At 33.1% G+C, this 23,658-nt stretch carries 35 protein-coding genes; all 35 read right to left on the bottom strand.

All coding sequences use genetic code 11. The features are described 5' to 3' along the window. Positions 1-6: 6 nt before the first annotated feature. The 35 genes from MARIT_RS11200 to rpsG all read right to left on the bottom strand — a co-directional run bounded on the left by MARIT_RS11200 (position 7) and on the right by rpsG (position 23,648). Entirely contained in the window at positions 7-1,371 is a 1,365-nt protein-coding gene (locus MARIT_RS11200) for a RagB/SusD family nutrient uptake outer membrane protein (RefSeq protein ID WP_024740636.1), read from the bottom strand. A 4-nt stretch (positions 1,372-1,375) separates the two neighbouring features. Further along, on the bottom strand, positions 1,376-4,438 hold the full coding sequence (locus MARIT_RS11205) for a SusC/RagA family TonB-linked outer membrane protein (protein WP_100211549.1): 3,063 nt from the start codon (positions 4,436-4,438) through the stop codon (positions 1,376-1,378). A gap of 143 nt (positions 4,439-4,581) precedes the next feature. Then, the gene (carA, locus tag MARIT_RS11210; protein WP_024740634.1) at positions 4,582-5,685 is read right to left on the bottom strand and encodes a glutamine-hydrolyzing carbamoyl-phosphate synthase small subunit; all 1,104 of its coding nucleotides are present in this window, start codon (positions 5,683-5,685) and stop codon (positions 4,582-4,584) included. A 143-nt stretch (positions 5,686-5,828) separates the two neighbouring features. Beyond that, a complete protein-coding gene (locus MARIT_RS11215) occupies positions 5,829-6,536 on the bottom strand; it encodes a hypothetical protein (protein ID WP_024740633.1) in 708 nt (235 codons plus the stop codon). Between the two features lie 103 nt (positions 6,537-6,639). Next, complete coding sequence (gene rplQ, locus MARIT_RS11220; protein WP_024740632.1) at positions 6,640-7,119, bottom strand: 50S ribosomal protein L17; 480 nt, start codon at positions 7,117-7,119, stop codon at positions 6,640-6,642. Positions 7,120-7,180: 61 nt separating this feature from the next. Then, positions 7,181-8,173, bottom strand: coding sequence for a DNA-directed RNA polymerase subunit alpha (locus tag MARIT_RS11225; protein ID WP_024740631.1), 993 nt, complete (start codon positions 8,171-8,173; stop codon positions 7,181-7,183). A gap of 98 nt (positions 8,174-8,271) precedes the next feature. Then, a complete protein-coding gene (gene rpsD / locus MARIT_RS11230; RefSeq protein WP_024740630.1) occupies positions 8,272-8,877 on the bottom strand; it encodes a 30S ribosomal protein S4 in 606 nt (201 codons plus the stop codon). A gap of 146 nt (positions 8,878-9,023) precedes the next feature. Beyond that, positions 9,024-9,407, bottom strand: a complete 384-nt coding sequence (rpsK, locus tag MARIT_RS11235) for a 30S ribosomal protein S11 (protein WP_024740629.1) — start codon at positions 9,405-9,407, stop codon at positions 9,024-9,026. A gap of 46 nt (positions 9,408-9,453) precedes the next feature. After that, the gene (gene rpsM / locus MARIT_RS11240; protein WP_100211550.1) at positions 9,454-9,819 is read right to left on the bottom strand and encodes a 30S ribosomal protein S13; all 366 of its coding nucleotides are present in this window, start codon (positions 9,817-9,819) and stop codon (positions 9,454-9,456) included. After that, on the bottom strand, positions 9,819-9,935 hold the full coding sequence (gene ykgO / locus MARIT_RS11245) for a type B 50S ribosomal protein L36 (RefSeq protein WP_084339853.1): 117 nt from the start codon (positions 9,933-9,935) through the stop codon (positions 9,819-9,821). The genes rpsM and ykgO overlap by 1 nt, the downstream gene beginning before the upstream one ends. Positions 9,936-9,947: 12 nt before the next feature. Continuing rightward, positions 9,948-10,163, bottom strand: coding sequence for a translation initiation factor IF-1 (gene infA / locus MARIT_RS11250; RefSeq protein ID WP_024740627.1), 216 nt, complete (start codon positions 10,161-10,163; stop codon positions 9,948-9,950). A gap of 2 nt (positions 10,164-10,165) precedes the next feature. Further along, positions 10,166-11,488, bottom strand: a complete 1,323-nt coding sequence (gene secY / locus MARIT_RS11255; protein WP_024740626.1) for a preprotein translocase subunit SecY — start codon at positions 11,486-11,488, stop codon at positions 10,166-10,168. A 13-nt stretch (positions 11,489-11,501) separates the two neighbouring features. Next, entirely contained in the window at positions 11,502-11,951 is a 450-nt protein-coding gene (rplO, locus tag MARIT_RS11260) for a 50S ribosomal protein L15 (protein WP_024740625.1), read from the bottom strand. Positions 11,952-11,965: 14 nt separating this feature from the next. Further along, positions 11,966-12,148 (bottom strand): 50S ribosomal protein L30, encoded by a 183-nt coding sequence (gene rpmD, locus MARIT_RS11265; protein WP_024740624.1) that lies wholly within the window; start codon positions 12,146-12,148, stop codon positions 11,966-11,968. 11 nt (positions 12,149-12,159) lie between these two features. Next, positions 12,160-12,684: a 30S ribosomal protein S5 gene (gene rpsE / locus MARIT_RS11270; protein ID WP_100211551.1), complete on the bottom strand. Its 525-nt coding sequence runs from the start codon at positions 12,682-12,684 to the stop codon at positions 12,160-12,162. A gap of 8 nt (positions 12,685-12,692) precedes the next feature. After that, on the bottom strand, positions 12,693-13,043 hold the full coding sequence (gene rplR, locus MARIT_RS11275; protein WP_024740622.1) for a 50S ribosomal protein L18: 351 nt from the start codon (positions 13,041-13,043) through the stop codon (positions 12,693-12,695). 11 nt (positions 13,044-13,054) lie between these two features. Next, positions 13,055-13,600, bottom strand: coding sequence for a 50S ribosomal protein L6 (rplF, locus tag MARIT_RS11280; protein WP_024740621.1), 546 nt, complete (start codon positions 13,598-13,600; stop codon positions 13,055-13,057). A gap of 10 nt (positions 13,601-13,610) precedes the next feature. Continuing rightward, the gene (gene rpsH, locus MARIT_RS11285; RefSeq protein WP_024740620.1) at positions 13,611-14,009 is read right to left on the bottom strand and encodes a 30S ribosomal protein S8; all 399 of its coding nucleotides are present in this window, start codon (positions 14,007-14,009) and stop codon (positions 13,611-13,613) included. Positions 14,010-14,170: 161 nt separating this feature from the next. Further along, the gene (gene rpsN, locus MARIT_RS11290) at positions 14,171-14,440 is read right to left on the bottom strand and encodes a 30S ribosomal protein S14 (protein ID WP_024740619.1); all 270 of its coding nucleotides are present in this window, start codon (positions 14,438-14,440) and stop codon (positions 14,171-14,173) included. Positions 14,441-14,443: 3 nt separating this feature from the next. Beyond that, a complete protein-coding gene (gene rplE, locus MARIT_RS11295) occupies positions 14,444-14,995 on the bottom strand; it encodes a 50S ribosomal protein L5 (RefSeq protein WP_024740618.1) in 552 nt (183 codons plus the stop codon). 2 nt (positions 14,996-14,997) lie between these two features. Beyond that, on the bottom strand, positions 14,998-15,306 hold the full coding sequence (gene rplX / locus MARIT_RS11300) for a 50S ribosomal protein L24 (protein ID WP_024740617.1): 309 nt from the start codon (positions 15,304-15,306) through the stop codon (positions 14,998-15,000). A 13-nt stretch (positions 15,307-15,319) separates the two neighbouring features. Beyond that, positions 15,320-15,688 carry a 50S ribosomal protein L14 gene (rplN, locus tag MARIT_RS11305; protein WP_024740616.1) on the bottom strand — a complete coding sequence of 123 codons (369 nt, stop codon included), beginning with the start codon at positions 15,686-15,688 and terminating at the stop codon, positions 15,320-15,322. A 1-nt stretch (position 15,689) separates the two neighbouring features. Continuing rightward, a complete protein-coding gene (gene rpsQ, locus MARIT_RS11310; protein WP_024740615.1) occupies positions 15,690-15,947 on the bottom strand; it encodes a 30S ribosomal protein S17 in 258 nt (85 codons plus the stop codon). Positions 15,948-15,967: 20 nt separating this feature from the next. Then, positions 15,968-16,159 carry a 50S ribosomal protein L29 gene (gene rpmC / locus MARIT_RS11315; RefSeq protein ID WP_100211552.1) on the bottom strand — a complete coding sequence of 64 codons (192 nt, stop codon included), beginning with the start codon at positions 16,157-16,159 and terminating at the stop codon, positions 15,968-15,970. Positions 16,160-16,170: 11 nt separating this feature from the next. After that, a complete protein-coding gene (gene rplP, locus MARIT_RS11320) occupies positions 16,171-16,602 on the bottom strand; it encodes a 50S ribosomal protein L16 (RefSeq protein WP_024740613.1) in 432 nt (143 codons plus the stop codon). Positions 16,603-16,624: 22 nt separating this feature from the next. Continuing rightward, the gene (rpsC, locus tag MARIT_RS11325) at positions 16,625-17,341 is read right to left on the bottom strand and encodes a 30S ribosomal protein S3 (RefSeq protein ID WP_024740612.1); all 717 of its coding nucleotides are present in this window, start codon (positions 17,339-17,341) and stop codon (positions 16,625-16,627) included. Positions 17,342-17,352: 11 nt separating this feature from the next. Next, positions 17,353-17,757: a 50S ribosomal protein L22 gene (gene rplV, locus MARIT_RS11330; RefSeq protein ID WP_024740611.1), complete on the bottom strand. Its 405-nt coding sequence runs from the start codon at positions 17,755-17,757 to the stop codon at positions 17,353-17,355. Between the two features lie 6 nt (positions 17,758-17,763). Further along, positions 17,764-18,042: a 30S ribosomal protein S19 gene (gene rpsS, locus MARIT_RS11335; RefSeq protein WP_024740610.1), complete on the bottom strand. Its 279-nt coding sequence runs from the start codon at positions 18,040-18,042 to the stop codon at positions 17,764-17,766. A gap of 6 nt (positions 18,043-18,048) precedes the next feature. Next, positions 18,049-18,873, bottom strand: coding sequence for a 50S ribosomal protein L2 (gene rplB, locus MARIT_RS11340; RefSeq protein ID WP_024740609.1), 825 nt, complete (start codon positions 18,871-18,873; stop codon positions 18,049-18,051). An 11-nt stretch (positions 18,874-18,884) separates the two neighbouring features. After that, positions 18,885-19,175, bottom strand: coding sequence for a 50S ribosomal protein L23 (gene rplW, locus MARIT_RS11345; RefSeq protein WP_024740608.1), 291 nt, complete (start codon positions 19,173-19,175; stop codon positions 18,885-18,887). A 10-nt stretch (positions 19,176-19,185) separates the two neighbouring features. Continuing rightward, entirely contained in the window at positions 19,186-19,815 is a 630-nt protein-coding gene (rplD, locus tag MARIT_RS11350) for a 50S ribosomal protein L4 (protein WP_024740607.1), read from the bottom strand. Continuing rightward, complete coding sequence (gene rplC / locus MARIT_RS11355; RefSeq protein ID WP_024740606.1) at positions 19,815-20,432, bottom strand: 50S ribosomal protein L3; 618 nt, start codon at positions 20,430-20,432, stop codon at positions 19,815-19,817. The genes rplD and rplC overlap by 1 nt, the downstream gene beginning before the upstream one ends. A 293-nt stretch (positions 20,433-20,725) precedes the next feature. Beyond that, a complete protein-coding gene (rpsJ, locus tag MARIT_RS11360; RefSeq protein ID WP_024740605.1) occupies positions 20,726-21,031 on the bottom strand; it encodes a 30S ribosomal protein S10 in 306 nt (101 codons plus the stop codon). An 18-nt stretch (positions 21,032-21,049) separates the two neighbouring features. After that, positions 21,050-23,167: an elongation factor G gene (gene fusA, locus MARIT_RS11365; protein WP_100211553.1), complete on the bottom strand. Its 2,118-nt coding sequence runs from the start codon at positions 23,165-23,167 to the stop codon at positions 21,050-21,052. A 7-nt stretch (positions 23,168-23,174) separates the two neighbouring features. Next, positions 23,175-23,648, bottom strand: coding sequence for a 30S ribosomal protein S7 (rpsG, locus tag MARIT_RS11370; protein ID WP_024740603.1), 474 nt, complete (start codon positions 23,646-23,648; stop codon positions 23,175-23,177). Positions 23,649-23,658: the final 10 nt, after the last annotated feature.

Consider the following 23,658-nt stretch of genomic DNA (forward strand, 5'->3'; position numbering starts at 1 on the left):
TATTTATTACCAAGCACTATTCTGCTTTGCATATTTATTTTCTTTTATTTCTACAGCCGGTATAGGAAACTGCCACCTAAAATCACTCGGCAAAATCTTAAAAATAGCTGTATTCATTTTATAGTTTACACGTTCAACCACTTGATCATTTCGTTTGATATCAAAATACCTTAGCCCTTCTCCTATAAATTCTTTTTGTTTTTCTTTTAGTAACTGCTTAAAAAAAGCGGTTCCTGTTACGTTAATTTCCTTAGCCCTTCGAAGCAATAAAAAATTATTGAGAACCTCTTTTGACGCTATTTCTTTGTTTTGCTTATACAAACATTCTGCTTTTATAAAATAAACTTCGGCCATACGTATAGCTGCTATTGGTTTTATAGCTGTATCTGCTATTTCAGTTCTATATTTTCCTAAAAAATTAGCCTCTATGATTGAATTATCTAATAATGTAAACGCTCTTTTTAATAAAGAAGAGGCTTTTCTCACATCGTTGGAATCGTAGGTTATCAAAGGGTTTACATAATATTCGTCTTCATTCATTTCTTGATCATAAATATCACTGAAATAAGATGATGTACTTTCTAAAGCTAGTAAAACCTCCTCTTGATTCTCTATATTTTTCCACATTTTAGCAAAAGAAAGCTCATTGATAGAAGATATCGCTAATAACTCATCACATAACTCTATTGCTTTCCCATATTTACTCCAATTTAAATACACTTTCGCCAATAATGCTTTAGCGCTTCGTTTAGAAAATCTAAATATCGTATTGCTTTCTCTAGGAAAAAGCCTTATTGCTTTTAGTAGTAATATTTCTATTGCTCTAAAAGACATTTCTAGTGTACTTCTAGGTAACTCTTCTGAAATAATCTTGTTTTTAAGAATAATACCTAACTCATTTTTAGTCGCTTCCGTATAAGTAGGAGCATATAACTGTACCAACTCAAAAAAAGCATATGCTTTTAAGCACAATGCCTGCGCTTCTATGTATTTCAACTCTTTTTCTTCCTTCTTTACTACTATTGAAATAGTAGAAATACGACCCAATAATACATTTGCATTCATTACTGTTTTATAATAATTTCTCCAAAGTTGGTCTGATAACAATATAAGTTCTCTTTTCTCCCATTTATACAATCTATAATCAGTTAGATTATCATCTATGGTGTGATTCGGATAAAAATCATCAACCAATTTTGAAAAATTAATTCGATTATTCTTTGGGAAGGCTCTATATACACTTGATAATGCTTCATTAGCTATTTCAATAGCATCAATGGTTTCTATTCCTGTAATCTCATCTTCCACAGGAAAATCTAATGAGCACCCTGTAAAAAAAAGCACACAAAAGAGCGATAATAATTGCTTCATTTTTCTAAAATGTTAAGTTTGTTCCAACCGTAAATATAGGTTGTGATGATCCTTGTAAATTAGCTGATTCTGGGTCTCCTCCTTTAAAACTACTCCATGTTGCTATATTTTTTAACTGTGCATACATCGTCCAATTTTTAATAAACGAACTTCCTATTTTCCTTAAGTAGGAGTCACTGAATCTATAGCGTAACATTATATTATTTAATCTAATAAAATTTGTACTCCCTATAGTATTCGTATTTGCATATTGAGCTGTTTCATAAAAATTATTACCATTTAAAAATAAGCTCTTATAAGTTTTATGGTCATCACCTGGAGTAAACCAAGTTTTATCTAGATGTCCTTTAGGTAAATTTCTATAAGAATCTGCGGCATCATATACTTTAGTTTGGTTTGTATAAACCGCCTTCCCTCCAAAACTATAATATAAATCAAATGAAACTTGCCATCCTTCATATATAAAATTATGGTACCACCCCCCTGTATAAGGAGGGGTAGCATATCCTAAAATTACAAAATCATCTTTCTCTGGTTTCCCTGAAATTCCATTAAGAATACTTCCATCTTTTCGTTGAAAAATGGGGGTTCCATCTGCTGCATTAATACCTAAGCTAACAAGTCCATAAATCAAATCAGCTGGTTTCCCTTCTTCATAATCAGGGTATGGATTACCACTTAAATTTAATGTTTTACCTTCATACAAATCAACCACAATATTTTTATTATAAGCAATATTAGCAGTAGTCATCCACGTAAAGCAAGTTGTGTTTATAGGAGTCGCGTTTATTGTAAATTCTACACCTTGATTATCCATTACTCCAATATTCTTCAACTGTTCTGTAAATCCATTTGATGGAGCTATAGGAACTGTTAATAACATATTATCTGTACGCCTATGATAAACTTCCACGCTTGTATTAATATTGCTAAATAAACCTATATCCATTCCAAGATTTATGGATGTATTTTTTTCAGGAACTACCTCTTTATTAAATAAGCTTTTTAGATAAAGCTCTCGAATTCCTTGATATCCATTTGCTCCATAAGTAAATGTAGGAACAATCAAAGACGGAGTAATGCCTGATAAACTAGCTGTAATCCCATAGCTTCCTCTAAGCTTTAAATTACTTATCGTCCCTTTTTCATTCTTACTAAACTGATACCCCGCTCCTACTGCCCAAAAGGTATTCCATCGTTTATGATTAGGTAATAAAGAAGCACCATCTCGTTTATAACTTCCATAAACATCTACTTTATCATTCCAAACATATAACGCTGATACACCATACCCTAAAACAGCATCCGTTGTTTTAGAAGAGGAAGTAACCGATTTCCTCGTGCCTGTAATATCATTATTAATTCCTGCTCCTGACAAAAGCTTGCTTGGCAATCCATATCCAGCGATTCCTATAAAATCATTAGAATTTTTATAATAATCAGTATTTCCACTTAGCGAAATATGATGCTCTCCAAATTCTTTAGTGTAATTAACACGGGTATTCGCTGTAAAATTTGTGGTAATTAATTTTCTTTTAGAAACTTTACCTCTTTCCTTTACTGGAAATCCTGATGAAATTTCAGAATAAGCTGTTGGAGGTGTAATCGCTAAAGATTCTGTAGCCAAATAATCCATTCCAATAATAGATGAAACGTATAAATCCTTAGCTAATGTGGCTGTAATGTTGGCTGAAAAATTAAAACGACTATCTACTTCACTTTTGCGATATTGATTTATTAAATTTTTAAATGTTCTATTCGGATAAGAAATTAGCGTTCCTTTTTCTTTTTCCTCATACGGATTTAACTGGTATATTAAACTTGTAGGTGAATAATTAGACGAATGAGGAGTGGTACTTTCAGAGAAACCGAATCCTGAATTCAGCATCACATAAATATTTTTAGACACGTTGTATTCATAATTTGATCTTCCTGTAAATCGCTCTATTTGATTCCCATCAAATTTTCCACCTTGTTTCGTAAAATTTCCAGAAATATAAAATCTAGTATTTTTACTTCCTCCTCTACTGCTTAAATTATATGATTTATACATACTCATTCTAGATAGCTCATGAAACCAATTAGTGTTAATTCTTTTAATTGAATCTAGCCGTCGTTTTCCTTGAGCTATCAATTCATTAATATTAATTGCATTAGGATTCTTAATCCTTATATACTCTTCTGAATTCCTATAACCAGGAGTTTTAGGATTTTTAGACAGCCGTTCGAAATTTAGTTTTTCTTCGGTTTCCATCATCAATTGGCTAGGGTTCCCTCTAAAAGTAATTCCTTGTTGTAAAGAAAAAGAATATGTTGTTTTTCCATTGACACCTCTCTTACTAGTTATTTCTATCACCCCATTAGCTGCTTTTACTCCATACAGTGCATTTGCCATTGCATCTTTAAGTATCTTAATTTCTTTTACATCATTAACATTTAATGTTTCAAAAGCATTAGCACTTATTACCTGACCGTCTAATACAAAGAGGGGTTCATTGGCCTTATTATCAAAAAGTATTCTGTCTTCTTCTTTTACTCCATTAGTTTTAATTGGCAAAGTAGAAGTTCCTCTTATTCTAATTTTCAAAGGTTTCCCTAGTTCTCCATCCGATTTTATGGTAAGTCCAGCTACTTGCCCTTGAAGAGATTCCATAATATTTGAAGTAGCACGTTTCTCTAATTTAGCTACCTCAATATTAGCTGTTACGCCTGTCGCTTTTCTTAGAGCGATATCATTAATATTTTTTTTAGCTACTATTACAACTTCATCTAAAAATTCTTCCTCTTGCTGTAAATACACAGTTATATTATTCTTATGAGTAATTTTATAAACATGTTCCTTATACCCTAAATAATTAAAAACAAGCTTTTCCTTTGGCTTTACGCTAATATTAAACTTACCTCCTAACCCCGTGACAGTTCCCTGATTAGTACTAATATTATAAACAGTAACATTAGCTAATCCTTTTTTGTTTTTAGCATCGATAACCATTCCTTTTAAAAAAGTTTCCTGACCAAAAAGAATATTTGCTATAAGTAAGAATATATAAAGAACAATATACTTCATTTATTTAGACTTAATAAAATTAAAACAAAACTATAAAATCATTTGAAACAAACAGAATTTTAACTAAATATTTTTTTTACACTAAAAAAGGCTTTCGTTATTCTAACGAAAGCCTTTTAGTCATTAATTCTTTTAGGATTATACTACCCTTTTTTAATATTTTCTATAAACTGGTCAAATAAGTATTCTGCATCATGAGGTCCAGGACTTGCTTCTGGATGATACTGGACTGAAAATACATTTTTACTTTTCATTCTAATTCCAGCGACCGTATTATCATTTAAATGAACATGAGTAATTTCAACATCATCATGAGCTTCGGTTTCTTCTCTGTTGATAGCAAATCCATGATTTTGAGAAGTGATCTCTCCTTTCCCTGTAATCAAATTCTTCACAGGGTGGTTTATTCCACGGTGCCCATTATGCATCTTATAAGTTGATATTCCATTTGCTAATGCAATAACTTGATGTCCTAGGCAAATTCCAAATAATGGTAAATTTCTCTTTATAATTTCTTTGGCTACATTTTGTGCTTCTATTAAAGGTTCTGGATCTCCTGGTCCGTTTGATATAAAATATCCATCTGGCTTAAATGAGCTCATTTCTTCAAAAGTTGCGTTATAAGGATATACTTTTATATAAGCATCCCTTTTCACTAAATTTCTTAAAATGTTCTTCTTAATACCAATATCTAAAGCCGCTATTTTATAAGTAGCATTTTCTTCCCCTACAAAATAAGGTTCTTTCGTAGATACTTTTGAAGCTAATTCCAAACCTTCCATATTTGGAATTTTATCCAATTCTTTTTGAAGTTTTTCAATATTATCTACCTCTGTAGAAATGATAGCATTCATCGCTCCATGATCTCTTATATAAGATACTAGCGCACGAGTATCAACATCGGAAATTGCTACAAGGTTATGCTCTTCAAACCAAGTTTTTAAATTTCCATCAGAGGCTACTCTTGAGTGGGTAAAACTAAAATTACGGCAGATTAACCCTGAAATTTTAATTCCTTCTGATTCTACTTCTTCATTATTAATACCATAGTTACCTATATGAGCATTAGTAGCCACCATCAATTGCCCAAAATAAGAGGGATCTGTAAAAATCTCTTGATACCCTGTCATTCCTGTATTGAAGCAAATTTCTCCTTTTGAAGTTCCTTCTATTCCTATTGATTTTCCGTAGAAAACAGTTCCATCAGCTAATAAAACTAATGCTTTTTTGCGTGATTGATATTTCATTTAGTGCGTTGTGTAATTTGTGCAAAAATATAAAAAAGGTGCTAAATACAAATTTTTACCTTTTTACTTTCCTTAAAATATTATTTACGATTATCTTTTTATATGTTATACCTAATAAAATTTGACTATTTTTTTATCAAAAACTAATATGTTTTTTCCATATATTTTAATATCTCAATTAGATCTTTTTCTTTTTTAAATGACAATTTATGCTCCTTAGCATATTTTCGTATTGCCTTAGCTTCTTTACCTATGATCTCTAAAATAGCCTTACGTTTTAAAGCTATTTTAAAGATTTTATTCCCCTTATTAATAAAATAGTCTTCTTTTAATTTATAGAAATCTTCAGTAGTCTTTTTTTGAGTCATAGGATTAAAACTTCCTTCTTTGACAATCACTTTATATCGCTTAAAAAAGCGTATCTCCTTTCCATCGTATAGTACATTGAAAAAAACTTCTTTATTTTTATAATTGTATTTTTTAAATATTTTTTCCCTTATTTTCACATACTCAATATTGAGCTTATTAAATATAAAAATAGAGTCTTTAGATATTTTAGATGCAAAATCATCTTTCAATGCATCATAATTCGAATTTGGTAACTTGAATGATTTTTTATCCTTTGTGAAAATAGTCATTGTATTCGTCCAATTTTCATAAAGAAAAACAGTTCCTTTGATATTATTGTCTATGTATTTAGTCAACCACATCCCATTAGAAGATAATTCCCTATTCTTTTCATAAAAAGCAATAGTACCCCCTTCGTCATTCCTTGTTTTTACCTCCGTTATTTGTGCTATTGCGTCTAAACTTGTAAAAAAGACTACAATTAAAATAATTCTTATAAGCATCTTTTATATTTTAAGATTGATTGCAGGTATAGCTATTTTTTATAAAAAAAGCGATAAACACTTAAGTTTATCGCTTTTATATGATTGATATAAATTATCATTCTTATTCTTCTGTAGTTTCCTCAGTTGCAACATCAACAGTTTCAGTTGTAGCAGAACCGTCAGCTTTTTTTCTTCCTCTACGAGTAGATTTTTTAGCTTTCTTTCCTTTTGGATTATAAATTTCGTTATAATCAACTAATTCAACCATTGCCATAGGAGCGTTATCTCCTTGACGGTTACCCAACTTGATAATACGAATATATCCCCCTGGTCTATCTCCTACTTTTACAGAAATCTCTTTAAATAATTCCGTTACTGCATATTTGTTACGTAAATAACTAAATACAATACGACGATTATGAGTTGTATCTGATTTAGACTTTGTAATAAGTGGCTCAATAAATTTACGAATAGCTTTTGCTTTAGCTACTGTAGTATTTATACGTTTATGTTCTATTAAAGAACAAGCCATATTAGCTAACATCGCTTTCCTATGCGAAGCTTGTCTTCCTAAATGATTGAATTTTTTTCCGTGTCTCATGACCTCTTTGTTTTATGCTTTCATCTTGCTCAACCCTTTCTGAGGAGCAAAATATGAAAGGTTAATCTCTATCTAATTTATATTTACTTAAATCCATTCCAAAATTTAAGTTTTTATTGATCACTAACTCTTCTAACTCTGTCAATGATTTTTTACCAAAATTTCTAAACTTCATTAAATCGCTTTTATTAAAAGATACTAAATCTCCTAATGTATCTACTTCCGCCGCTTTTAAGCAGTTTAAAGCCCTAACAGATAAATCCATATCTATCAATTTAGTCTTTAATAACTGACGCATATGCAATGATTCTTCATCATATGTTTCAGTTTGCGCTATTTCATCCGCTTCTAAAGTAATACGCTCGTCAGAGAATAACATAAAGTGATGAATTAAAATTTTAGCAGCTTCTGTTAAGGCATCTTTAGGGTTGATAGAACCATCTGCATCAATATCAAAAACCAATTTCTCATAATCTGTCTTTTGCTCTACACGAAAGTTTTCTACAGCATATTTTACATTCTTAATTGGCGTGTAAATTGAGTCTGTAAAAATAGTTCCTAACGGAGCTCCTGCTCTCTTGTTTTCTTCTGCTGGAACAAATCCTCTTCCTTTCTCTATGGTTAACTCCATATTGATTTTTACCGATTTGTCCATATTACAGATTACTAAATCTGGATTTAATACTTGAAATCCTGAAATAAATTTTTGCAAATCTCCAGCAGTTAATTGCTCTTGACCAGAAATAGCGATAGATACACTTTCTCTATCAGATTCTTCTATTTGCTTTTTAAAACGTACTTGTTTTAAATTTAAAATAATTTCAGTGATGTCTTCTACGACACCTTGGATAGTTGAGAATTCGTGCTCAACTCCATCAATTCTCAATGATGTAATAGCGAAACCTTCTAATGAAGATAATAATACCCTTCTTAGAGCATTACCCACTGTTAGACCAAAGCCAGGTTCTAAAGGTCTAAATTCGAATCTTCCTGAAAAATCAGTAGATTCTATCATTATTACTTTATCTGGTTTTTGAAAATTTAAAATTGCCATATTTTTTTCTTCGTTTTAATTGTTATTTGGTTGCGCGGTTTATAAGTTTGAAGAAGTACGAATAAACCCTTTGGTCAAATACCAATATGATTAATTTATTACTTAGAATATAATTCTACGATTAATTGCTCTTTGATGTTTTCTGGGATTTGTAATCGCTCTGGAATTTTCACAAAAGTTCCTGATTTTTGATCTGTATTCCAAGTTAACCATTCGTAAACATTACTATTAGATGCCAAAGCATTCTCGATTGCAACTAAAGACTTCGACTTTTCTCTTACCGCTATTATATCACCTTCTTTTAAACTGTATGATGGAATATTTACGATTTCACCATTTACAGTAATATGACGGTGAGATACTAATTGACGAGCAGCACTACGCGAATTAGCAAGTCCTAATCTGTACACTACGTTATCTAAACGAGCCTCGCATAACTGTAATAAAACTTCACCTGTAATTCCTTTAGATGCAGATGCTTTTTTAAATAAGTTAGAGAATTGACGCTCTAAAATACCGTAAGTGTACTTCGCTTTTTGCTTCTCCATCAATTGAATAGCATATTCAGATTTCTTACCTCTTCTTCTTGCATTTCCATGCTGTCCTGGAGGGTAATTTCTTTTTTCGAAATTTTTATCATCTCCGAAAATTGCTTCTCCGAATTTACGAGCGATTTTAGTTTTTGGTCCTGTATATCTTGCCATTTCTTTGTTGTTTCAGTAGGGATTATGAATTAAGGCGTACTCCTTCGATAATCTAAATATCCTACTTTATTAAAAATATTATTTTTTGAAATAAACGCACGATTTAAAATCACGGTAAAAAACCGTAATTTTAAAATCGTATGCTATTAAACTCTTCTTCTTTTTGGAGGGCGACATCCATTGTGTGGCATTGGAGTAACATCAATGATTTCAGTAACCTCAATACCTGCATTATGAATAGATCTTATTGCAGACTCCCTACCGTTTCCTGGTCCTTTAACATATACTTTTACTTTACGTAAACCAGCTTCTTTTGCAACTGCTGCACAATCTTCCGCAGCTAACTGAGCTGCATAAGGAGTATTCTTTTTAGAACCTCTAAAGCCCATTTTACCAGCAGATGACCAAGAAATTACATCACCTTTTTTATTTGTTAAAGAAATAATAATATTGTTGAAAGACGCAGTTACGTGAGCTTCACCAACTGATTCTATTACAACTTTACGTTTTTTTGAATTTGATTTTGCCATATCTTTTTGTATTTAGATATTAAGGAGAAACCTTAACTAACTAAAATTATTTTTTCTTGTTAGCTACAGTTTTTCTCTTACCTTTTCTTGTACGAGAGTTATTCTTAGTTCTTTGTCCTCTTAAAGGAAGACCAAGTCTATGACGAATACCTCTTTGACAACCTATATCCATCAAACGTTTGATGCTCAATTGAACTTCAGAACGTAACTCTCCTTCAATAGTAAAAGTACCTACTTTCTCACGAATTGCTGCAATTTGCTCATCCGTCCAATCTTGTACTTTTACACTTTCATCTATGTTTGCTTCTGCTAAAATTTCTTTAGCTCTGCTTCTTCCTATACCAAAGATATATGTTAAAGAAATAACACCTCTTTTATTCTTTGGAATATCAATACCTGCTATTCTTGCCATTACCCTTGTCTTTGTTTAAATCTAGGATTTTGTTTATTAATCACGTATAACTTGCCTTTTCTGCGTACAATCTTGCAGTCGGCACTTCTTTTTTTAATTGATGCTCTTACTTTCATCAGTCTTGTTTTTTAATATCTGTAAGTAATTCTTGCCTTTGATAAATCGTATGGACTCATCTCCAGCTTTACCTTATCTCCTGGCAATAATTTGATATAATGCATTCGCATTTTACCTGAGATATGAGCTGTAACAATATGTCCGTTTTCTAATTCTACACGAAACATTGCATTTGATAACGCTTCTGTAATGGTTCCGTCTTGTTGAATTGCTGGTTGTTTAGCCATAATTACTTCAATGATTTTCTATTACTATTCCCAGTTTTCATTAAACCATCATATCGACTGTTTAATAAATATGAGTTAATTTGTTGAATGGTATCTATTGCAACTCCAACCATAATAATTAAAGAAGTTCCTCCATAAAATAATGCCCAATTTTGCGTAACGCCAAACTGTACTATTATAGCTGGAAGAATCGATAATGCAGCTAAGAAAATTGAACCTGGTAATGTGATTCTAGATAATATTGAATCTAAATAATCAGCCGTCTCTTCCCCTGGTTTATATCCTGGAACAAAGCCATTACTTCTTTTCAAATCTTCTGCCATCTTATTCGTTGGGATTGTTATTGCCGTATAAAAATAACTAAAGATAATAATTAATAAGGCAAATATTACATTGTACCACAACCCGTTTATATCTTGTAAACTACTTAATGTTGGAAACTTTTGAGCCAAAGCAACAGGTAAAAACATGATTGCTTGTGCAAATATAATTGGCATAACTCCTGCCGCATTCAGCTTCAATGGAATATATTGCCTTGCTCCATCAACATCTTTGATGTTTGTAACGGCGGTACGTCTAGCATATTGAACTGCTATTTTTCGAACTGCTGTTACTAATAAAACAGTTAATAAAATTACAACAAACCATATAATTAACTCTATTAAAATCATCATGATTCCTCCAGCTCCTGTACCTGTTACTTTAGAGACAAGCTCTTGTACAAATGCACCAGGGAAGTTAGCTATAATACCAACAGTAATTAATAATGATATTCCATTACCAACTCCTTTGTCTGTAATACGTTCACCCAGCCACATTGCAAATATTGTACCTGCTGTTAATAGAATCATAGATGAAACCCAAAAAGTAGCTCCTCCAACTAAAAAAGCCGATTCTGGTAAACCAAATTGATTTTTAATCAACGCTATATAACCTGGTCCTTGGAACATAGTTATAAGAATTGTAAGCCATCTTGTAATCTGTGTAATTTTCTTACGTCCACTTTCTCCATCTTTTTGCAGTTTTTGTAAATAAGGTACAGCAATACCCATTAACTGAACTACAATAGAAGCAGAAATATAAGGCATTATACCAAGTGCCATTACTGACGCTCTAGCAAATGCCCCACCTGTAAATGCGTTTAAAATTCCTAAAAGACCTGTGGCTGTACTATCTTTTAATCCAGCTAACTGTAATGGATCAATTCCTGGTAATGGAACTGTAGCCATAAAACGATACACCGTAATTAAACCTAGTGTTAAAAGAAGTTTATTTTTCAACTCCTCTATCTTCCAAATGTCCTTTAAAGTATTTATAAAATTCATCATTTACGTTTTCTTATAAAGTAACCACTTCACCTCCAGCTGCTTCAATAGCTGCTTTTGCTGATGCAGTAAATTTATGTACAGTGATATTTAATTTCGCTTTTAACTCTCCACGGCCTAGTACTTTTACCAAATCATTTTTTCGAGCCAATCTATTCTCTACTAAAATATCTAAAGTAACTGTATCTGTAATTTTTCCGCTATCTACTAAAGCTTGTAATTTATCTAAATTTACACCAACATATTCTTTACGATTAATGTTAGTGAATCCAAATTTAGGAACACGTCTTTGAAGAGGCATTTGACCTCCTTCGAACCCTATCTTACGAGAATATCCAGAACGAGATTTCTGACCATTATGTCCTCTAGTAGCAGTACCTCCTTTACCAGATCCTTCACCACGTGCTATTCTTTTCCCCTTTTTTACAGATCCTTCTGCTGGTTTTAAGTTATGTAAACTCATGATTATTTATTGTCTTATTTAACTTCCTCTACAGAAATTAAGTGTTTAACTGTATTTACCATACCAACAATAGATGGAGTTGCCTCATGTTCTACTGTTTGATTCATTTTACGTAAACCTAATGCTTCTAACGTTCTTTTTTGATTTTTAAAGCGACCGATTTGACTTCTTACTTGTGTAATTTTAATTTTACTCATCGTTTTAAATTTTATCCGTTAAAAACTTTCTCTAAAGAAATACCTCTTTGTTTTGCTATTGTTGCTGCGCTACGCAATTGTAACAAAGCATCAAAAGTAGCTTTTACCACATTGTGAGGATTTGATGATCCTTGAGATTTAGATAATACGTCATGAATACCTACAGACTCTAATACTGCACGTACTGCACCACCAGCAATAACTCCAGTACCATGTGAAGCTGGTTTGATAAATACCTTAGCTCCTCCAAATTTACCTTTTTGCTCATGTGGTAATGTTCCGTCAATAATAGGAATACGTACTAAGTTTTTCTTAGCGTCTTCTACTGCTTTTGCTATTGCAGAAGCAACATCTTTAGATTTTCCTAAACCATGACCTACAACTCCATTCCCATCTCCTACTACTACGATAGCAGAGAAACCAAATGCTCTACCTCCTTTAGTAACTTTAGTAACACGTTGAACGCCTACTAATTTATCTACAAGCTCTAATCCGCTTGGTTTTACTCTTTCTACGTTTTTATATCCTTGCATAATATAATTTCTTAAAATTTTAAACCAGCTTCTCTAGCAGCGTCAGCTAATACTTTAACTCTACCGTGATATAAATATCCGTTTCTATCAAAAGCAACAGTGTCCACTCCTGCTTTGGTAGCTTTTTCAGCGATTGCTTTTCCTACTGCTGCTGCAGTTTCTGCTTTAGAACTAGATGTAATTTCTTTATCTCTTGACGATGCAGATGCTAATGTTACACCTGCAACATCATCTATTAATTGAGCATAAATCTCCTTGTTACTTCTAAAAACCGACAATCTTGGTTTTGTAGCTGTACCAGTAACTATTTTTCTAATTCTATGCTTAATACGTTGTCTTCTTTCAAGCTTTGATAATGCCATAATATAATAAATTATGCAGATTTACCTGCTTTTCTTCTTAATACTTCTCCTACAAACTTAACTCCTTTTCCTTTATAAGGCTCTGGTTTACGGAAACCGCGAATTTTAGCTGCTACTTGACCAACTAATTGCTTATCATAAGAAGTTAATTTAATTATTGGATTTTTACCTTTTTCAGAAACAGTTTCTACCTTAACTTCTGGAGCTAATTCTAAGACAATGTTATGTGAAAAACCTAATGCTAAATCTAATTTCTGACCTTGATTTGAAGCTCTGTAACCAACACCGACTAATTCTAATTCTTTAGTCCATCCTTTACTAACTCCTTCAATCATATTATTCAGCAAAGATCTCATCAAACCATGCTGTGCTTTGTGAGTCTTGCTGTCAGATGCTCTTTCTAAAACAACTTGAGCATCCTCTATATTTACAGTAATTCCTTCAGAAATAGTTTGAGTTAACTCTCCTAATTTCCCTTTTACTGTAATTATATTTTCTTTTACGTTTACATCTACACCTTGTGGAATGCTAACTGGATTTTTTCCTATTCTACTCATTTCCTAAGATTTAATAAACGTAACATAAAACTTCTCCTCCAACATTCTCTTGACGTGCTTTCTTGTTAGTCATCACTCCTTTAGATGTTGAAACAATTGCAATACCCAATCCGTTTAGTACTCTAGGCATCTCTTTAGACCCTACATACTTACGTAAACCTGGTGTACTGATTCTTTGAATCTTTCTAATTACTGATTCTTTTGTTTCTCTGTCATACTTTAATGCTATCTTTATTGTTCCTTGAACTTTATCGTCATTGAACTGATAACTCAAAATATAACCTTGATCAAACAAAATTTTAGTGATTTCCTTCTTCAATTTTGAAGCTGGAATCTCTACTACTCTGTGTCCTGCTGCGATAGCATTTCTTACTCTTGTAAGAAAATCCGCGATTGGATCTGTGTACATATTGATTAAATTTGCGGTTTTGGTATTTAGTTATCTCTATTTAAGTTACGGCTTTCACCGTGATACACTAAACCTGAAACCTATTAATATTTATTTACTAAAAAAAATAGATTGGCAAATATACACAATCTATTTTTATTATTTCAAATTATTTTTGACCTCTACCAACTTGCTTTTGTTACACCTGGTATCAATCCTTGATTTGCCATTTCACGAAATGTTACACGAGAAATTCCAAATTGACGCATATACCCTTTTGGACGTCCAGTTAGTTTACATCTATTATGCATTCTAATTGGCGAAGCGTTTTTTGGTAACTTCTGTAATGCTTCGTAATCTCCAGCTTCTTTTAAAGCTTTGCGTTTCTCGGCAAATTTAGCTACTGTTTTTGCTCTTTTGCGTTCACGAGCTTTCATTGATTCTTTAGCCATCTCTTAATTCTTTTTAAATGGTAAACCTAATTCTTTTAATAATGACTTTGCTTCTTTATCAGTTGTTGCAGATGTTACAAACGTAATATCCATACCACTAATTTTTTTCACTTTATCAATACTAATTTCTGGGTAGATGATTTGCTCAGTAATTCCTAAATTGTAATTACCTCTACCATCAAAACCATTTGCTTTAATTCCGTTAAAATCTCTTACACGTGGTAAAGAAGCTGTAACTAATCTATCTAAGAATTCATACATTTTTTCACCTCTTAACGTAACTTTTGCTCCAATTGGCATTCCTTTACGTAATTTGAAGTTTGCAATGTCTTTCTTTGATATTGTTGAAACAGCCTTTTGACCTGTAATTGCTGTTAACTCTTCTAAAGCATAATCTATCAACTTCTTATCAGCGATAGCTCCACCAATACCTTTACTAAGTACAATTTTCTGTAACTTAGGTACCTGCATCACATTGCTATAGCCAAATTCCTCAGTAAGAGCACTAACAATTCTACTCTTATATTCTGCTTTTAATCTAGGTACGTAACTCATGATTATATTGCTTTATCTGATTTTTTTGAGAATCTTACTTTCTTATCTCCTTCTATTCTATATCCTACTCTTACTGCTTCACCATTTTCTACTAAAGCTAAGTTTGATACATGAATTGGAGCTTCTTTCTTTACAATTCCTCCTTGTGGATTTGCTGCGCTAGGTTTCGTATGCTTTGATATCATATTAACACCTTCTACTACAACTCTATTTTTCTCCTTTAGGATTCGTAAAACTTTTCCTTCTGAACCTTTGTGATCTCCTGCAATTACTTTTACAGTATCTCCTGATTTAATTTTAAACTTTTGCATCTTTTTATCGAATTTAAAGCACTTCAGGTGCTAATGATACTATCTTCATAAATTGCTTCTCACGTAATTCACGAGCAACAGGACCAAATACACGTGTTCCTCTCATTTCCTCTGTAGGATTTAAAAGTACACAAGCATTATCATCAAATCTAATATATGATCCGTCTTTACGTCTTACTTCTTTTTTAGTACGAACAACAACAGCGCGAGATACTTGACCTTTCTTTACGTTTCCGTTTGGAGTTGCAGACTTTACAGTTACTACAATTTTATCTCCAACACTAGCGTAACGCTTTTTTGTTCCTCCTAAAACTCTTATTACTAAAACTTCTTTTGCTCCAGTATTATCTGCGACTTTTAATCTTGATTCTGTCTGTAACATATTATTTAGCTCTTTCTAAGATTTCTACTAATCTCCAACGTTTAGATTTACTTAAAGGTCTTGTTTCCATGATTCTTACCGTATCTCCTATGTTGCAATCATTCTTTTCGTCGTGCGCAACGTACTTCTTAGTCTTTAATACGAACTTTCCGTACATTGGGTGTTTTACTCTTTTTACCTCATTAACAACTATAGATTTCTCCATCTTGTTACTAGATACAACACCTATTCTCTCTTTTCTAAGATTTCTTTTTTCCATCTTTAAAACTGACTATAGAATTATTGTAATTCTCTTTTGGTTAATTCTGTTGCAATTCTTGCAACAGATCTTCTTAAGCTTTTTAACTGCAATGGGTTTTCCAATGGAGTTATGGCGTGAGCCATCTTAAGATCCGTATAATTTTTTTTCAACGCAACTAACTGCTCTTGTAAGTCAGCGATAGATAATTCTTTAATTTCTGATTGTTTCATTGTGTATAGAATTAAGCGTTAAAATCAAAATCTCTTGCGATAACAAACTTCGTTTTTACAGGAAGTTTTTGTGCTGCTAAACGTAAAGCTTCTTTTGCTACTTCCATTGGTACACCACCAACTTCAAACAAAATTCTACCTGGTTTGATAACAGCAACGAAATGATCAGGGGCACCTTTACCTTTACCCATACGTACTTCTAATGGTTTTTTAGTAATAGGCTTATCTGGAAAGATTTTAATCCAAAGCTGTCCCTCTCTTTTCATATGACGAGTTGCCGCAATACGAGCTGCCTCTATTTGACGAGAAGTCAATAAATTCTGATCCAAAGATTTGATTCCGAACATTCCGTTAGAAAGTTGGTTTCCTCTTTGAGAATCCCCATTCATATTACCTTTGGCCTTCTGTACCTTACGGTATTTTACTCTTTTTGGCTGTAACATTTCTAATTTCTAATTTTAAAAATTATTTTCTTTTGCGAGATTGACGTTTTCCGTTACCTCCTTTAGCACCACCTTTTTGCTTAGATAATCCTACTAATGGAGATAGCTCACGCTTTCCATAAACCTCACCTTTCATAATCCATACTTTAACTCCGATTCTTCCGTAAGTTGTATGAGATTCTACAAGTGCATAATCGATATCTGCTCTAAAAGTAGAAAGAGGAATTCTTCCTTCTTTATAATGCTCAGAACGTGCCATCTCTGCTCCATTTAATCGGCCAGATAATTGGATTTTAATTCCTTCAGCATTCATTCTTATTGCAGCAGCTATAGCCATCTTTGTAGCACGCTTATAAGAAATTCTATTTTCTATTTGACGAGCTACACTAGCTGCAACTAATTTTGCATCTAATTCAGGTCTCTTAATTTCAAAAATATTAATTTGAACTTCCTTACCTGTAATTTTCTTAAGCTCTTCTTTTAACTTGTCTACCTCTTGACCTCCTTTACCAATAATGATACCTGGACGTGCTGTAGTGATAGTAACGGTTACAAGTTTTAAAGTACGCTCAATTATTACACGAGAAACACTTGCTTTAAATAACCTAGCATTTACATACTTTCTTATTTTATCGTCTTCAGCTAATTTATCTCCGTAGTCATTTCCACCATACCAGTTAGATTCCCATCCTCTGATAATTCCTAAACGATTTCCTATTGGATTTGTTTTTTGTCCCATTTCTACTTTGATTAATTACTAATATTTTTAGAACCTAACTCTAATGTAACGTGATTAGAACGCTTACGAATTCTATGAGCACGCCCCTGTGGAGCAGGTCTTAACCTTTTTAACATACCTGCGCTATCTACACAAATTGATTTTACAAATAATCCTGCATCTTCAATGCTAGCATCTTCATTCTTAGCTTGCCAGTTTGCGATAGCAGACATTAACAATTTTTCTAAGTTTCTTGACGCCTCTTTTGGACTAAATTTTAAGATTTGTAAAGCTTTTTCAACTTCAACACCTCTTACTAAATCTGCTACTAAACGCATTTTTCTTGGTGATGTAGGACAGTTAGTAAGCTTAGCGAAAGCTCTTTGCTTTCTTGCTTCTTTTAACTGTTTTGCCATGTTTTGTTTACGAACTCCCATTTCCTACTATTTTTTTCCTTTATTTTTTGCACCAGCGTGTCCTCTAAAAGAACGTGTTGGTGAAAATTCGCCTAATTTATGACCTACCATGTTTTCTGTAACGTAAACTGGAACAAACTGCTTTCCATTATGAACAGCAATAGTTTGCCCTACGAAATCAGGAGTAATCATACTTGCTCTTGACCAAGTTTTAATTACAGATTTACTTCCTGCTTCAACGTTAGCTAACACTTTCTTCTCTAACTTATAGTGAACGTAAGGTCCTTTTTTTAATGATCTTGCCATGATTTATTATTTCTTTCTACGTTCTATAATATACTTATTACTAGCTTTAGTTTTAGATCTTGTCTTAAATCCTTTAGCTGGAATACCGTTTCTAGATCTTGGATGACCTCCAGAAGAACGTCCTTCACCACCTCCCATCGGGTGATCAACTGGGTTCATTCTAACAGCGTTTGTTCTTGGTCTTCTACCTAACCATCTAGACCTACCTGCCTTACCAGACACTAATAGTTGATGATCTGAATTAGATACCACTCCAATCGTTGCCATACAAGTTAACAAGATTAATCTTGTTTCTCCAGAAGGTAATTTTACTGTAGCATACTTACCATCTCTTGCCATTAATTGAGCAAAAGAACCTGCAGAACGAGCCATTACCGCTCCTTGTTCCGGACGTAACTCTATACATGAAATAGTAGTTCCTAATGGAATATCACTTAAGTACATAGCATTTCCTATTTCTGGAGCTACATTTTTACCTGAAATGATCGTTTGACCTACCTTTAAACCGTTTTGTGCAATTACATAACGTTTCTCACCATCAGCATAACTAACTAATGCAATAAATGCAGTACGATTTGGATCGTACTCAATAGTTTTTACTGTTGCAGGAATACCTTGTTTATCTCTTTTAAAATCGATAATACGGTACTTTTGTTTATGACCTCCACCGATATTACGTGTAGTCATTCTTCCCTGATTGTTTCGACCTCCAGATCTTTTTTTCGGAACTAATAATGATTTTTCCGGCTTATCAGTAGTAATGGTGTCGAACCCATTTACTACTCTAAAACGCTGACCTGGTGTTATTGGTTTTAATTTTCTAACTGACATTCTGTCTTTTCTTAAAGATTGTTATAAAAATCAATAGTTTCACCTTCTGCTAACTGAACAATTGCTTTCTTGTATCCACTCGTTATCCCTGTTACCAAACCTTTTTTAGTAAATTTAGTATTTCTTTTAATTGGATAATTCATTGTTTTTACAGAGTCGATAGCAACGCCATAAGCTGCTTCAACAGCTCCTTTTATTTCTAACTTGTTAGCTCTTTTGTTTACAACAAAAGCATAGCGGTTATTTAACTCGCTATCATTTGTTGCTTTTTCCGTAATAATAGGTTTTATTAAAATACTCATTTTTGTTTCCCTATTTGCTTAAATTAGATTCAATTTTCTCTAAAGATCCTTCTGATATAACAACCTTAGCTGCATTCAAAATACCGTAAGTACTCATTTCTGAAGTACCTATAACTCTAGAGCTTTTTAAATTTCTTGACGATAAGTACACGTTATTATTCGATCCTTCTAAAACGAATAAAGATTTTTTAGCGTCTAAACCTAATGCTTTTAGTACATTGACAAAGTTTTTAGTTTTTGGAGTATCAAAATCAAAATTTTCTACTACTACTAAATTATTGTCTTTTGCTTGCATACTCAAAGCTGACTTACGTGCTAAACGCTTTAAGTTTTTATTCAACTTGAAAGAATAACTTCTTGGTCTTGGTCCGAACATACGTCCTCCTCCTTTAAAAACACCAGACTTAATACTACCTGCACGAGCTGTACCAGTTCCTTTTTGTTTCTTTATCTTTCTTGTACTACCAGCTATCTCAGCTCTTTCTTTAGATTTGTGAGTACCTTGTCTTTGATTAGCCAAATACTGCTTTACATCTAAATATACCGCATGATCATTTGGCTCTATTCCGAATACCTCGCTAGAAAGTTCTACTTTTCTACCAGTATCTTTTCCTGTAATATCTAATACTGCTACTTTCATTATTTCTGAATAGTTACGTAAGCGTTTTTATGACCTGGAATTGCTCCTTTCACAACAAGTAGATTCTTTTCAGCAACTACTTTTAACACTCTTAAGTTTTGAACCTTTACTTTCTCTCCACCCATTCTTCCTGCCATACGCATTCCTTTGAATACTCTAGCTGGATATGATGCTGCACCAATTGAACCAGGAGCTCTTAATCGGTTATGCTGACCATGAGTTGCTTGTCCAACACCACCAAAACCGTGACGTTTAACAACCCCTTGAAAACCTTTACCTTTAGATACACCTGACACATCTACAAATTCTCCTTCTGTAAAATGTTCAACTGTGATAGAGTCTCCTAATTTGTACTCCTCTTCAAATCCTTGGAATTCAACGACTTTTTTCTTAGCAGTGGTACCAGCTTTTTTAAAGTGACCATCTAAAGCTTTATTAGAGCTTTTTGCTTTTTTGTCATCGAAACCAAGTTGTAGTGCGCTATAGCCGTCAACCTCTTCGGTTCTGACTTGGGTAACAACGCAAGGACCTGCTTCGATTACTGTACAAGGAATATTCTTCCCGTTTTCATCGAACAAACTGGTCATTCCAATCTTTCTTCCTATTAACCCAGACATTTTGTTTAGATTTTAGACGTTAAACTCTTTTTTAGTTCATCGCGTCTATTATTAATAAATATTTATTTGAAACCTCCGTTTCGAATATCCTTACAGAATTCTCTCCAAAAAAAACAGCGCAAAAACAATTTCAACGCTGAATATGTTTTTTACCGTTTTTCCTTCGCGAAACCCTCCGGACATGTTTTTCTGTCTTTATTTTCAGAAAATTTACAACTTCCTGAAACAAATCAGGTTGCAAAAGTAATAAAAAACTTTCGATTTGAAAAATCAAACCGAAAGTTTATATTAAATTACACTTTTATTTCAACTTCAACACCGCTTGGTAATTCTAGTTTCATTAAAGCATCAATAGTTTTAGATGAAGAACTATAAATGTCTAATAATCTTTTGTAAGCAGATAATTGAAATTGCTCTCTAGATTTTTTGTTTACGTGTGGTGAACGTAATACCGTAAAAATCTTTTTATTTGTTGGTAATGGTATTGGTCCGTTTACAACTGCACCAGTACTTTTTACCGTCTTTACAATTTTTTCAGCAGATTTGTCTACTAAATTGTAATCGTAAGACTTTAATTTTATTCTAATTTTTTGACTCATCGTTTTTTATTTAGTAGATTATCCTTTTGCAGCTGCAATTACTTCCTCAGAAATATTTGACGGTGTTTCTGCATAGTGAGAAAATTCCATAGTAGAAGTTGCTCTACCAGAAGACATCGTTCTTAAAGAAGTTACATATCCAAACATTTCAGATAATGGAACTAATGCTTTTACTACTTTAGATCCTGCTCTATCTGACATATCAGAAACTTGCCCTCTTCTTCTATTCAAATCTCCTACAATATCTCCCATGTTTTCTTCAGGAGTTAACACTTCTAACTTCATCAATGGTTCCATGATCTTAGCTTTTGCAGCTTTTGCAGCAGCTTTATACCCCATCTTAGCAGCTAATTCAAAAGACAATTGATCAGAATCCACTGGGTGGAAAGATCCATCTTTTAATGTTATCTTCATAGAATCCATTTCATATCCTGCTAAAGGACCATTCTTCATTGCTTCTTTGAATCCTTTTTCTACAGAAGGTACAAATTCTTTAGGAACGTTCCCTCCTTTAATGGTTGATTCAAATTGTAAACCTTGAACTCCTTCATCAGCAGGTTCCATTGTAAATACAATATCAGCAAATTTACCACGTCCACCAGATTGTTTCTTATAAACTTCTCTGTGATCAGCTGTTGCCGTAATGGCTTCTTTATATTCTACTTGCGGCTGTCCTTGACTTACGTCCACCTTAAACTCACGCTTTAAACGATCTACAATAATATCTAGGTGTAACTCACCCATTCCTGATATAATTGTTTGACCTGAAGCCTCATCAGTTCTTACTGTAAATGTAGGATCTTCTTCTGCTAATTTAGCTAAAGCAATTCCTAACTTATCTACATCTGCTTTTGTTTTAGGCTCAACAGCAATACCAATTACAGGATCTGGAAAATCCATAGACTCTAACACAATAGGGTGTTTTTCATCTGATAAAGTATCTCCTGTTTTTATACTCTTAAACCCTACTGCTGCACCAATATCTCCAGCTTCGATATAATCAATAGCATTTTGCTTATTTGCATGCATTTGATAAATACGAGAAATACGCTCTTTTTTACCCGAACGATTATTTAACACATAAGAACCTGCATCCAATCTTCCTGAATAAGATCTAAAGAACGCCAACCTTCCTACAAAAGGATCTGTAGCAATCTTAAATGCTAATGCAGAGAAAGGTTCTTTTGCATCTGGTTTACGAGAAACTTCATCTCCTGTATTAGGATCAGTACCTATAATAGCATCTTTATCGAGAGGAGATGGTAAATAACGACATACAGCATCTAATAAAAACTGTACTCCTTTATTTTTAAATGCAGAACCACAAATCATAGGAATGATAGCCATATCCATAACCGCAGCTCTTAAAGCAGCATGTACTTCTTCTTCTGTAATAGAATCTTCATCTTCCATGAATTTTTCTAACAAGTTTTCATCATAACTTGCTACTTCTTCAATCAATAAAGCTCTGTATTTTTTAGCCTCTTCTTTTAATTCTTCAGGAATTTCAATCACATCAAACGTAGCTCCTTGTGTTTTATCATGCCACACAATAGCTCTGTTTTTCACTAAATCAACAATCCCTTTAAAATCAGCTTCTTCTCCGATAGGTAAAACGATAGGCACTGCATTAGACCCTAACATCTCCTTAACCTGAGTATTTACATTCATAAAATCAGACCCTTGACGGTCCATTTTATTCACAAACCCAATTCTTGGAACCTTATAATTATCAGCTAATCTCCAGTTTGTTTCTGATTGAGGCTCAACACCATCAACTGCTGAAAATAAGAAAACTAATCCATCCAACACACGTAATGATCTATTTACCTCTACTGTAAAATCAACGTGACCTGGAGTATCAATAATATTAAAATGGTATCCTTTAGCATCAGCTGTTGGAGCTCCATTTTCTGTTGGAAACTGCCATGTACAAGTAGTTGCAGCAGAAGTAATTGTAATACCTCTTTCCTGCTCCTGCTCCATCCAGTCCATCGTAGCGGCACCATCATGTACTTCTCCAATTTTATGAGAAACACCTGTATAGTAAAGTACACGCTCTGTTGTTGTTGTCTTACCCGCATCAATATGCGCAGCAATACCTATATTTCTTGTAAATTTTAAATCTCTAGCCATTTTGAGTCTATCTAAAGTGTGAGAATGCTTTATTTGCTTCAGCCATCTTATGAGTATCTATACGCTTCTTAACAGCAGCACCTTCCTCTTTTGCAGCGGCCAATACTTCAGCAGCTAAACGTTGTGCCATTGTTTTCTCGTTTCTTTTACGAGTGTATAATATCATCCATTTGATAGCCATAGATACTTTACGATCTGGTCTAATTTGCATTGGTATTTGGAATGTAGCTCCACCTACACGACGAGAACGAACCTCCACATGTGGCATTACATTTGACAAACCATCTTTCCAAATCTCTAAAGCTGACTTTTCTTCATCAGTCTTTTTTTGCTCTACGATATCCATTGCATCGTAAAACACTTTAAAAGCTACAGACTTTTTACCATCCCACATTAAGTTATTCACAAAACGTGTAACTAATTGATCATTAAATTTTGGATCTGGTAAAAGGACTCTTTTTTTCGCCTTTCTTTTCCTCATGTCTTTACAT

The sequence above is a fragment of the Tenacibaculum maritimum NCIMB 2154 genome, from assembly GCF_900119795.1.
In the GTDB taxonomy this organism is placed as follows: Bacteria; Bacteroidota; Bacteroidia; order Flavobacteriales; family Flavobacteriaceae; genus Polaribacter; species Polaribacter maritimus.